The sequence below is a fragment of the Agromyces albus genome (genome assembly GCF_004134825.1).
GTDB classification, from domain to species: domain Bacteria; phylum Actinomycetota; class Actinomycetes; order Actinomycetales; family Microbacteriaceae; genus Agromyces; species Agromyces albus.
The window spans coordinates 65,842-76,439 of sequence record NZ_SDPN01000018.1; the positions used below are offsets into that span (position 1 = coordinate 65,842).

The following is a 10,598-nucleotide window of genomic DNA, read 5'->3' on the forward strand; positions in this document are numbered from 1 at the left end:
GCACGAAGTGCGAAGCGCCGCGATTGGACGCCTGTCGGTCTGTCGGCTAAGCTTGCACTTTGGTGTCGTCGACTGCGTCGGCATCCGAAGATGAGCCCTCCACCCGGGCGTTCGTCTCGCATCGCGAACGAACTCCCGAACGGAGTGGGATTCACGAACCCCTCACTCGATCAGAAAGCAGCACTTCCGTGACGCGCACCTTTACTCCCAAGTCGAACGACATCCAGCGCGACTGGGTCGTCATCGACGCAACCGACATCGTGCTCGGTCGTCTCGCGAGCCACGCGGCGACCCTGCTGCGTGGCAAGCACAAGGCGATCTTCGCGAACCACGTCGACACCGGCGACTTCGTGATCATCGTGAACGCCGACAAGGTGGCCCTCACCGGCCAGAAGCTCGAGCAGAAGAAGGCCTACCGTCACTCGGGCTACCCGGGTGGTCTCACGGCCGTCAGCTACGCCGAGCTCCTCGAGAAGAACCCCGTCCGCGCCGTCGAGAAGGCGATCCGCGGCATGCTCCCGAAGAACTCGCTCGGTCGCGCCCAGCTCAAGAAGCTGAAGGTGTACACCGGCCCGGAGCACCCGCACGCGGCCCAGCAGCCGAAGCCGTACACCCTCACCCAGGTCGCCCAGTAATTCCGGCGCACTCGACGTTCTCGAAATAAGGATTCACACCACCATGGCGAAGATCGCAGACCAGATCGAAGCGGCTCCCGAGAGCTACACCACCGAGAGCACCCCTGAGGCTGCTCCCAGCACCCCCCGTCGCGTGCTCAACGTCGGCGGCGCGGCTGTCGGCCGTCGCAAGCAGGCCATCGCCCGCGTGCGGCTCGTTCCCGGCGCCGGGAGCATCACGGTCAACGGCCGTGAGTTCGCGGCCTACTTCCCGAACAAGCTGCACCAGCAGCTCATCACCGACCCCTTCACGGTGCTCGAGCTCACCGGCTCCTACGACGTGGTCGCGAAGATCACGGGCGGCGGCCCCTCGGGCCAGGCGGGCGCCCTGCGCCTCGCGATCGCTCGTGCGCTGAACGAGATCGACCGGGAGAACAACCGCGCCAGCCTGAAGAAGGCCGGCTTCCTCACGCGCGACGCGCGCGTGATCGAGCGCAAGAAGGCCGGCCTCAAGAAGGCGCGCAAGGCTCCTCAGTTCTCGAAGCGCTGACGCGCTCGGGTTCGGTCCACTCGATGCCTCGGCTCTTCGGAACCGACGGGGTCCGGGGCCTGGCCAACCGTGAACTCACGGCTGACCTGGCCCTGGGCCTCGCCCAGGCGGCCGCCGCCGTCCTCACTCGCGGTCGCCACGCCGACGAGCTCCGCGCCGCGGGTCGACGTCCCGTCGCCGTGGTCGCGCGCGACCCCCGCGTCTCGGGCGAGTTCATCACCGCCGCGGTGTCGGCCGGCCTCGCGAGCTCGGGTGTCGACGTGCTCGACGCCGGCGTCATCCCCACGCCCGCGACGGCATACCTGATCGACAGCATCGGTGCCGACTTCGGCGTGATGATCTCGGCGTCGCACAACCCCGCGCCCGACAACGGCATCAAGTTCTTCTCGTTCGGTGGCACGAAGCTCCCCGACGAGGTCGAGGACCGCATCGAGTCCTTCCTCGGGCGGCCGAAGCTCGCGCCCATCGGCGACGGAGTCGGCCGCATCCGCCGCTTCGCCGATGCTGAAGACCGGTACGTCGTGCACCTGCTCGGCACGTTGCCGCATCGGCTCGACGGCCTCCATGTCGTGCTCGATTGCGCGAATGGCGCTGCCGCCGGGGTTTCGCCCGAGACGTTCCGCGACGCCGGCGCCCGCGTCACCGTCATCGGCGCCGATCCCGATGGCATGAACATCAACGACGGAGTCGGTTCCACGCACCTCGGGCAGCTCCAGGCCGCCGTGGTGGAGCACGGCGCCGACCTCGGCATCGCCCACGACGGCGACGCCGACCGCTGCCTCGCGGTCGACGCGAACGGCGAGATCGTCGACGGCGACAAGATCATGGCGATCCTCGCGGTGTCGATGCACGAGCGCGGAAAGCTCACCGATGACACCCTCGTGGTGACCGTCATGTCGAACCTCGGCCTCCGGCGCGCGATGGCCGAACGAGGCATCCGGGTCGTCGAGACGAAGGTCGGCGACCGCTACGTGCTCGAAGCACTCGCTGCCGAGGGCCTCGCGCTCGGCGGTGAGCAGTCGGGCCACGTCATCATGACCCAGTACGCGACCACCGGCGACGGCGTGCTCACCGGACTCCACCTCGCTGCCGAGATTGCGCGCACCGGCAAGACCCTCGCCGAGCTCGCCTCGGTGATGACGGTGTACCCGCAAGTGCTCGTGAACGTGCGCGACGTCGACCACCACGCTCTCGGCGAAGATGCCGAGATCGCCGCGGCGGTCGCCGCCGTCGAAGCCGAACTGGGCGACTCGGGTCGCGTGCTGCTTCGCCCGTCGGGCACCGAGCCGATGGTGCGGGTGATGGTCGAGGCCGCCGAGCAGGCGGTCGCCGAGCACCATGCCGCGGTCCTCGCCGACGTCGTGCGTGTGCGACTCGCGAACGGCAGCGCCGCCTGACCTGCGCCTAGAGCTTGCGCAGCAGCACGCTCGACACCGAGTGGTCTGGGCTCTTGCGGAGCACGAGCGTGGCTCGCGACCGGGTGGGGCGGATGTTCTGCAGCAGGTTCGGCTCGTTGATCGCGTGCCAGATCTCGCGTGCGCGATTGCGCGCCTGTTCCTCGGTGAGGCTCGCGTAGCGATGGAAGTAGGAGCGCGGGTTCGCGAACGCACCCCGCTGGAGCTTCAGAAACCGCTCCTCGTACCAGCAGGCGATGTCGCTCGTGCGCGCGTCGACGTAGATCGTGAAGTCGAAGAGGTCGCTCACGGCGAGGCGGTGACCAGGGCCGGGGGGCTGCAGCACGTTGAGCCCCTCGACGATGAGCACGTCGGGACGGCGCACGGTGACCTGGGCATCGGGAACGATGTCGTAGGCGAGGTGCGAGTAGAACGGCGCCTTCACCTCGGCGGCCCCGGCCTTCACCTCGCTCACGAAGCGCAGGAGGGCCCGCCGGTCGTAGGACTCGGGGAATCCCTTGCGGTCCATGAGGCCGCGCCGTTCGAGCTCGGCATTCGGGAAGAGGAAGCCGTCGGTCGTGATGAGCTCCACTCGTGGCGTGTGCTCCCAGCGTGCGAGGAGCTCGCGCAGGAGCCTCGCGATCGTGGACTTGCCGACGGCGACCGAGCCGGCGACGCCGATCACGAAGGGCGTCGACTCGAACCGCTCGCGAAGGAACTCGCTCGTGACCTTGTGCAGCGACTTCGTGCCGCCCACGTAGAGGTTGAGCAGTCGGCTGAGCGGGAGGTAGACCTCGTTGACCTCGCGAAGGTCGAGCGGCTCGCCGAGGCCGCGGAGTTGCACGATCTCGGTCTCCCGGAGCGGCGCGGGCATCGATGGGGCGAGGGCGGCCCAATCGGCTCGATCGAGTTCGATGAACGGCGAACTCTGGGGTGCCTGCGACGACGACGTGTTCTGATCGGGCACCACGTCAGTCTAGTGTCGCTCTCTCGCCTGCGCGGCGGGCGCCCAGCTCCCCACGGATAGAATCGAGCGCATGTGTGGAATCGTTGGATATGTCGGTGAGCGAAGCAGCATCGACGTTCTCATGGGAGGCCTCCGTCGCCTCGAGTATCGCGGCTACGACTCGGCCGGCGTGGCGATCGTCGACGACGACGGAACCATCGAGACCGCGAAGCGCGCCGGAAAGCTGAAGGTCCTCGCCGACGAGATCGAGGCGCACCCGCTGCACCGCGGCGGCACGGGCATCGGCCACACCCGCTGGGCGACGCACGGCGGCCCCACCGACGGCAACGCGCACCCGCACCTGGGCGACGAGGGCCGGCTCGCCCTCATCCACAACGGCATCATCGAGAACTTCGCCCAGCTGAAAGACGAACTGCTCGCCGAAGGCTACGAGTTCGCGAGTGAGACCGACACCGAGGTCGCCGCCGTGCTCCTCGGCCGCGAGTACCGCGCGAAGGGCGACCTGCGCGAGGCGTTCCGCACGACGGTCGCGCGCCTCGACGGTGCCTTCACCCTCCTCGCCGTACATCAGGACGCACCCGGCCTCGTCGTCGGAGCGCGCCGCAACTCACCGCTCGTCATCGGTCTCGGCGAGGGCGAGAACTTCCTGGGCTCGGATGTCGCGGCCTTCGTCGAGTACACGAAGCGGGCCGTGGCCATCGGTCAAGACCAGATCGTCGCGATCACGGCCGACGGCGTCGACGTGACCGACTTCGACGGCGAGCCCGTCGAGGTCGAGCCGTTCGACGTGGCATGGGACGCTTCCGCCGCCGAGAAGGGCGGCTGGTCGTCGTTCATGCGCAAGGAGGTGTCGGAGCAGCCCGAGGCGGTCGCCAACACGCTCCTCGGCCGCATCGTCGACGGTGCCGTCGTCATCCCCGAGCTCGAGGACTTCGGCGATGAGGAGCTCCGCGGCATCCGTCGCATCACCGTGATCGCGTGCGGGACCGCCGCCTACGCCGGCATGGTCGCGAAGTACGCGATCGAGCAGTGGGCCCGCGTGCCCGTCGAGGTGGAGCTCAGCCACGAGTTCCGCTACCGCGAGCCGGTGCTCGACCCCGAGACCCTCGTGGTGTCGGTCAGCCAGTCGGGCGAGACCATGGACACGCTCATGGCCGTGAAGTACGCGCGGGAGCAGGGCGCTCGCACGATCTCGATCTGCAACACGCAGGGTGCCACGATTCCGCGGGAATCCGACGCCGTGGTCTACACGCACGCGGGCCCCGAGGTCGCCGTCGCCTCGACGAAGGCCTTCGTCGCGCAGATCGCCGCCCTCTACCTCTTCGGCCTGCACCTCGCGCGGGTGCGCGGCACGCTCTCACCCGAGAAGCTCGCGGCCCAGCTCGCCGAGCTCCAGGCGGTGCCCGACAAGCTCCAGACCGTGCTCGCGCAGGGCGAGCGCGTCGGCGAGCTCGCGCACTGGATGGCCGATACCCGCTCGGTGCTCTTCCTCGGCCGCCACGTCGGCTACCCGATCGCGCTCGAGGGCGCGCTCAAGCTCAAGGAGCTCGCCTATATTCATGCCGAGGGCTTCGCGGCCGGCGAGCTGAAGCACGGGCCGATCGCGCTCATCGAGCCCGGCCAGCCGGTCTTCGTCGTCGTGCCGAGCCCGCGAGGCTCTGCGGCGCTGCACCCGAAGGTGGTCTCGAACATCCAGGAGATCCGGGCTCGCGGTGCGCGCGTCATCGCGATCGCCGAGGCGGGGGATGCCGCGGTGCTGCCGTACGCCGACGAGGTGTTGCGCATTCCGCTCGCGGCCCCGCTCTTCGAGCCGCTCCTCGCGGTCGTGCCGTTGCAGCTCTTCGCGATGGAGCTGGCCCAGGCCAAGGGACTCGACGTCGACCAGCCCCGCAATCTCGCGAAGTCCGTGACGGTCGAGTAGCACGGCGACGAGGCCGGAGGCAATCGTGATCTCGGGAATCGGCATCGACGTGGTCGACATCGGGCGTTTCGAGCGCTCGCTTGCCCGTACTCCCGCCTTGCTCGAGCGATTGTTCGCTGAGAGCGAACGCGGGCGTGCGCCTCGGTCGCTCGCCGCGCGGTTCGCCGCGAAGGAGGCGCTCATCAAGGCGCTCGGCGGGCACGCGGTCATTCGCTGGCACGACATGCAGATCGTGCAAGACGACGAGGGCAATCCCGACTTCCTGCTCGCCGGTGCCCTCGCCGCGCACGTCGAGGCGCTCGGCATCGCACGAATCCACCTCTCGATGAGCCACGACGCGGGCATCGCGAGCGCTTTCGTCGTGCTCGAGGGGGTCGAGACCGCCGGTCCGCCCGTGCGCGCGAGTGCCGGCGATGAGTGAGATGTCCGACGCGCCGCACCCGTTCCGGGAGGCGGTCGTCGATCTCGCCGCGATCAGGGCCAACGTCGCCGCATTGGCGGCGCAGGTCGCGCCCGCGCTCGCGATGGCGGTCGTCAAGGCCGACGCCTACGGCCACGGCGCCTTGCCGGTCGCCAGGGCGGCCGTCGACGGCGGAGCAGACTGGCTCGGAGCATCCGACCTCGATGAGGCGATCGCCCTCCGAGACGCCGGCATCACGGCGCCGCTGCTCGCCTGGCTCCACGATCCCGGGGCCCGGTTCGCGCCCGCGATCGAGCGCGACGTCGACCTCGGCGTCTCGTCGCTTCATCAGCTGAACGAGATCGCGCAGGCCGCGGCATCCGTCGACCGCATCGCCGCGGTACACCTGAAGATCGACACCGGGCTCAGTCGCAACGGCGTCGCCCCCGCCGACTGGGAGCGCGTCGTCCGGGCCGCGGCCGAGCTCGAGCGCGACGGCCGGTTGCGCGTTCGCGGCGTGTTCAGCCACCTCGCGAACACCTCGCCCGCAGAGGATGCCGCGCAAGTCGCCGCCTTCGAGCGAGCGCTCGACGTGGCATCCGCAGCGGGCCTCACCCCAGAGCTGCGTCACCTCGCATCGACCGCAGCGGCACTGCGCAGGCCCGAGGCGCGGTTCGACCTCGTGCGGCTCGGCATCGGCATCTACGGGGTGCCGCCGTTCGGAGACGGCACCACGGCCGCCGATCTCGGCCTCGTACCGGCGATGACGCTGCGTGGCAGGGTCGCGGCCGTGCGGCGCGTCGAGGCCGGCACCGGCGCCTCCTACGGCCACGCCTGGCGCGCCGAACACGCCACGACGCTCGCGCTCGTGCCGCTCGGCTACGCCGACGGAGTGCCGCGGCAGGCGTCGAACCGGGCGGAGGTGTGGCTCGCTGGCGCGCGCCGGCCGGTCGTCGGCCGCATCGCGATGGACCAGTTCCTCGTCGACGTGGGCGACGCGCCCGTCGCCGTCGGCGACGAGGTCGTGCTCTTCGGCGACCCGTCGTCGGGGGCGCCGTCGGCCGATGACTGGGCGGATGCCGCCGACACGATCGGCTACGAGATCGTCACCCGTATCGGCGTGCGGGTGCCGCGTCGCTACGTGGACGACAGATGATGCGCATCGAGGTGCCGACGGCTGAAGACATGGAGGCGTTCGGCCGTGAGCTCGGCGGTGCGCTCCGCACCGGCGACCTCGTCGTGCTCAGCGGCCCGCTCGGGGCGGGCAAGACCACGCTCACGCGAGGCATCGGGGCAGGCCTCGGCGTGCGAGGGCCGGTGCAGAGTCCCACGTTCGTGCTGGCTCGAACGCACCCGAGCCTCGTCGGCGGGCCGCCGCTCGTGCACGTCGACGCCTACCGGCTCGGCAGCGCGGCACAGCTCGACGACCTCGACCTCGACTTCGACCACGCGGTGGTCGTTGCGGAATGGGGCGCGGGCCTCCTCGACGACGTGAGCGAGTCATGGCTCGAGATCACGATCGATCGGCCGACCGGTGCGAGCGCGGCGATCGAGGTGGTCGACGATCTCGACGATGACGATCCGCTCGACGCCGACGAGCCGCGCACGCTGACAGTGGCCGGCCACGGCCCGCGCTGGGCGGGCACCCCCTACGCCGACGGGCCGTAGGCTGGATCCATGCTCCTCGCCATCGACACCTCGACGGGCACGAGCGTCGCCGTCGTCGACCGCGAGGGCGGCATCCTCGCCGAGGTCGGCACCGACGACTCCATGCGGCACGCCGAAGTCGTGGGCGGTTTCATCCGCGACGCGCTCGCCGAGGCGGGTGTGACGCCGAGCCGGCTCTCCGGGGTCGCCGCCGGCATGGGGCCCGGGCCGTTCACGGGGCTCCGCGTCGGCATCGCGGCCGCGCACGCCTTCGCGCTCGGCATCGGCCGGCCGTTCGTCCCCGTCGTCAGCCACGACGCCGTGGCGTGGTCGTGGTATCACGACGGTGGCACCGGCGGGCTGCAGGTCGTCACCGACGCGCGACGACGCGAGTTCGCCGTGAGCGAGTACGACGGCCTCGACGCCGACGACCTGCCCGTGCGACTCACCGGGCCCGAGCTCGCTCCGCGCGACGAGGTGCCCGCCGCCCGCGGCATCCGCTTCGACGCCCACCTCGTGCCGGCGGGCGCCATCGGCATGCTCGCCGAGCTCGCCTTCGCCGCCGGGCGCCTTCCGCTCGCGGGCGATGCGCCGCTGTACCTCAGGGCCCCCGACGTCACGCCGTCCGCTCGAAAGCGGGTGCTGCGATGAGCGTGCTGATGCGCCGCGCGAAGATCGAAGACCTCGACGCGATCATGCGCCTCGAGCGCGAGACCTTCGTCACCGATGCCTGGCCCGAAGACGCCATGCGCCGAGAGCTCGAGAGCCCCCACGGCTACTACCTCGTCGCCGTCGACGACGCGCCGGCGCCCGTGCCAGAGACCGAAGAGGGCGACGCACCGGATGCCGCGGGCGCGACCATCGACGGAGCCGGTGGTGCCGCAGCACCGGAGTATCCGCCCGTCGGCCTGCTCGGGTACGCTGGCCTGCTCGCCCCGGCCGGAAGCGGCCAAGGCGACATCCAGACCATCGCGGTCGCTCCCGCCGCTCGGGGCATGGGTCTCGGACGCGGCCTCATGCACGCGCTCATCACCCAGGCCCGCCGCCGCCACGTCGCCGAGCTGTTCCTCGAGGTACGTGCCGACAACGCGATCGCGCGGGCGCTCTATGCCTCGCTCGGATTCCGCCAGATCGGCGTGCGGCGCGGGTACTACCAGCCCGACGGCGTCGACGCGATCACGATGCGACTCGAGGTGCCGGCCGCGGTGACGCGACCCGCGGCATCCGGTGCCCACGCAGCGCTCGGAATGCAGCCGCGTCGCGCCGACGCTGGGGAGGCGCGATGAACCGCACCCGGCCGCTCGTGCTCGGCATCGAGACCTCGTGCGACGAGACGGGCGTGGGCATCGTGCGCGGCACGACCCTGCTCGCGAACACCATCGCGTCGTCGATGGAGGAGCACGCGCGCTACGGCGGCGTCGTGCCCGAGGTCGCCGCGAGAGCCCACCTCGAAGCGCTCGGCCCGGCGATCGGCACCGCGCTCGGCGAGGCCGGCGTCACGCTCGGCGAGATCGATGCGATCGCCGTCACCAACGGTCCGGGCCTCGCGGGCGCCCTCATGGTCGGCGTGGGAGCGGCGAAGGCCCTCGCCCTCTCGCTCGAGGTGCCGATCTACGCCGTGAACCACCTCGTCGGGCACGTCGGCGCCGACCTGCTCGACGACGAGGCGCCGCTCGAGACGCCCACCGTCGCGCTGCTCGTCTCGGGCGGGCACACCTCGTTGCTGCTCGTGCGCGACCTCGTCTCCGACGTCGAGTTGCTCGGCGAGACGATCGACGACGCCGCGGGGGAGGCGTTCGACAAGGTCGCGCGCGTGCTCGGCCTGCCGTATCCCGGAGGACCCGAGATCGACCGGGCCGCGATCGGCGGCGACCCGGCGGCGATCCGTTTCCCGCGAGGGCTCACGCACCCGAAAGACCTGGCCGCTCATCGCTACGACTTCAGCTTCTCGGGGCTGAAGACCGCCGTCGCCCGCTGGGTCGAACAGCGTGAGGCGGCCGGCGAACCCGTGCCACTCGCCGACGTCGCCGCCAGTTTCCGCGAGGCCGTCGTCGACGTGCTCGTCGGCAAGGCCGTCGCCGCGTGTGCCGACCTCGGCGTGCCGAGGCTCCTGCTCGGCGGCGGCGTCGTCGCGAATTCCCGGCTCCGCGAGGTGGCCCGATCGCGGGCGGATGCCGCGGGCATCGCGCTGCGCGTGCCGCCGCTCTCCCTCTGCACCGACAACGGCGCCATGATCGCTGCGCTCGGCGCCCAGCTCGTGATGGCGGGCCACGCACCGTCCGAGCTCGGATTCGGCGCCGACTCGACGCTGCCCGTCACCGAAATCCAAGCCTGACCGTGCCGACCGCGATCCTGTGAATCGTGCCATCGCCGCGATAGTGTGAACTCGAAGATGCCGGAGTCGCCAGTCGACGCCGTCGTCGCGCCCGCCGCAGACGGCGGCGCGCATGACCACAGCATGAGGGGGACGACCATCGTGACCGATCCGAACACTCCCGAGCCCCGACGAGACGTGCCGCCCGTGCCGCCGACGGGGCCCTCCGCACCCGGTTACAGCACGCCCCCCGCCGGCCCGCCCGCCTACGGCCAGGCCGAGAGCGCCTACGGCCAGCCGGCGACCGGGAAGACCAACACGCTCGCGATCGTCTCCCTCGTGGCATCCCTCGTCGGTTTCGCGACAGGCATCGGATTCATCGCGGGCATCATCTGCGGACACATCTCACTCGGCCAGATCAAGAAGACCGGCGAGCAGGGCCGCGGCCTCGCGGTCGCCGGCCTCATCATCGGCTACATCGGCATCGTGCTCTCGATCATCGTCGTCATCGTCGTGATCGCGGGGCTCGCCGCCCTCTACTCCACCGGTGTCACGACGTACTGAGCGCGTGCCAGCAGAACACGACCACGAAGAAGGGCGAATGCCAATGAGTGATCCGAACAGACCCGACGACGTTCCCGAGGTGCCGAAGACGCCCGAGGAGCCCGAAGTGGCGGCCGCGCCCGAGTCGCCGGTCTCGGCCGACGAGGCCGGCGCGACGGCTGAGCCGTTCGCCAGCGAGCCCGAGGTGCCGTCGGCTCCCGAGCCGCCCGCAGCGCCCGAGCCGCCCG

At 70.8% G+C, this 10,598-nt stretch carries 12 protein-coding genes and 1 pseudogene; 12 read left to right on the plus strand and 1 reads right to left on the minus strand.

From position 1 onward, the window contains the following. Window positions 1-188 precede the first annotated feature (188 nt). From rplM to glmM, 3 genes are read left to right on the plus strand one after another with little or no spacing between them, the layout of a single operon-like run. Window positions 189-635 carry a 50S ribosomal protein L13 gene (gene rplM, locus ESP51_RS11215; RefSeq protein WP_129520990.1) on the plus strand — a complete coding sequence of 149 codons (447 nt, stop codon included), beginning with the start codon at window positions 189-191 and terminating at the stop codon, window positions 633-635. A gap of 43 nt (window positions 636-678) precedes the next feature. Next, window positions 679-1,164: a 30S ribosomal protein S9 gene (gene rpsI, locus ESP51_RS11220; RefSeq protein ID WP_129520991.1), complete on the plus strand. Its 486-nt coding sequence runs from the start codon at window positions 679-681 to the stop codon at window positions 1,162-1,164. A gap of 23 nt (window positions 1,165-1,187) precedes the next feature. Continuing rightward, on the plus strand, window positions 1,188-2,561 hold the full coding sequence (gene glmM / locus ESP51_RS11225; protein WP_129520992.1) for a phosphoglucosamine mutase: 1,374 nt from the start codon (window positions 1,188-1,190) through the stop codon (window positions 2,559-2,561). Window positions 2,562-2,568: 7 nt separating this feature from the next. On the opposite strand, the gene coaA is transcribed toward glmM, so the two are convergent. Continuing rightward, window positions 2,569-3,525: a type I pantothenate kinase gene (gene coaA / locus ESP51_RS11230; RefSeq protein WP_129520993.1), complete on the minus strand. Its 957-nt coding sequence runs from the start codon at window positions 3,523-3,525 to the stop codon at window positions 2,569-2,571. Between the two features lie 70 nt (window positions 3,526-3,595). Between coaA and glmS the strand changes: the two genes are divergently transcribed. The 9 genes and pseudogenes from glmS to ESP51_RS11275 all read left to right on the plus strand — a co-directional run. Continuing rightward, entirely contained in the window at window positions 3,596-5,446 is a 1,851-nt protein-coding gene (gene glmS / locus ESP51_RS11235; RefSeq protein WP_129520994.1) for a glutamine--fructose-6-phosphate transaminase (isomerizing), read from the plus strand. A gap of 25 nt (window positions 5,447-5,471) precedes the next feature. After that, window positions 5,472-5,867, plus strand: a complete 396-nt coding sequence (locus tag ESP51_RS11240; protein ID WP_129520995.1) for a holo-ACP synthase — start codon at window positions 5,472-5,474, stop codon at window positions 5,865-5,867. A gap of 1 nt (window position 5,868) precedes the next feature. After that, the gene (gene alr, locus ESP51_RS11245; RefSeq protein WP_129520999.1) at window positions 5,869-7,002 is read left to right on the plus strand and encodes an alanine racemase; all 1,134 of its coding nucleotides are present in this window, start codon (window positions 5,869-5,871) and stop codon (window positions 7,000-7,002) included. After that, complete coding sequence (gene tsaE / locus ESP51_RS11250) at window positions 6,999-7,514, plus strand: tRNA (adenosine(37)-N6)-threonylcarbamoyltransferase complex ATPase subunit type 1 TsaE (RefSeq protein ID WP_129520996.1); 516 nt, start codon at window positions 6,999-7,001, stop codon at window positions 7,512-7,514. Before alr ends, tsaE begins: the two co-directional genes overlap by 4 nt. Window positions 7,515-7,523: 9 nt before the next feature. Beyond that, a complete protein-coding gene (gene tsaB, locus ESP51_RS11255; protein WP_129520997.1) occupies window positions 7,524-8,144 on the plus strand; it encodes a tRNA (adenosine(37)-N6)-threonylcarbamoyltransferase complex dimerization subunit type 1 TsaB in 621 nt (206 codons plus the stop codon). Then, on the plus strand, window positions 8,141-8,779 hold the full coding sequence (gene rimI / locus ESP51_RS11260) for a ribosomal protein S18-alanine N-acetyltransferase (RefSeq protein ID WP_241843120.1): 639 nt from the start codon (window positions 8,141-8,143) through the stop codon (window positions 8,777-8,779). The genes tsaB and rimI overlap by 4 nt, the downstream gene beginning before the upstream one ends. Further along, entirely contained in the window at window positions 8,776-9,828 is a 1,053-nt protein-coding gene (tsaD, locus tag ESP51_RS11265) for a tRNA (adenosine(37)-N6)-threonylcarbamoyltransferase complex transferase subunit TsaD (protein WP_129520998.1), read from the plus strand. The genes rimI and tsaD overlap by 4 nt, the downstream gene beginning before the upstream one ends. A gap of 57 nt (window positions 9,829-9,885) precedes the next feature. Continuing rightward, complete coding sequence (locus ESP51_RS11270; protein WP_241843121.1) at window positions 9,886-10,371, plus strand: DUF4190 domain-containing protein; 486 nt, start codon at window positions 9,886-9,888, stop codon at window positions 10,369-10,371. A 43-nt stretch (window positions 10,372-10,414) separates the two neighbouring features. Further along, window positions 10,415-10,598: pseudogene (locus ESP51_RS11275) on the plus strand (hypothetical protein); the annotation flags it as partial.

Bases quoted from the DNA above. Each gene is read 5' to 3' on its own strand.
- tsaB (WP_129520997.1), top strand. From the start codon at position 7,524: ATGCTCCTCGCCATCGACACCTCGACGGGCACGAGCGTCGCCGTCGTC.
- tsaD (WP_129520998.1), top strand. From the start codon at position 8,776: ATGAACCGCACCCGGCCGCTCGTGCTCGGCATCGAGACCTCGTGCGAC.
- ESP51_RS11270 (WP_241843121.1), top strand. From the start codon at position 9,886: ATGCCGGAGTCGCCAGTCGACGCCGTCGTCGCGCCCGCCGCAGACGGC.
- glmS (WP_129520994.1), top strand. From the start codon at position 3,596: ATGTGTGGAATCGTTGGATATGTCGGTGAGCGAAGCAGCATCGACGTT.
- glmM (WP_129520992.1), top strand. From the start codon at position 1,188: ATGCCTCGGCTCTTCGGAACCGACGGGGTCCGGGGCCTGGCCAACCGT.
- alr (WP_129520999.1), top strand. From the start codon at position 5,869: ATGTCCGACGCGCCGCACCCGTTCCGGGAGGCGGTCGTCGATCTCGCC.
- rimI (WP_241843120.1), top strand. From the start codon at position 8,141: ATGAGCGTGCTGATGCGCCGCGCGAAGATCGAAGACCTCGACGCGATC.
- rpsI (WP_129520991.1), top strand. From the start codon at position 679: ATGGCGAAGATCGCAGACCAGATCGAAGCGGCTCCCGAGAGCTACACC.
- tsaE (WP_129520996.1), top strand. From the start codon at position 6,999: ATGATGCGCATCGAGGTGCCGACGGCTGAAGACATGGAGGCGTTCGGC.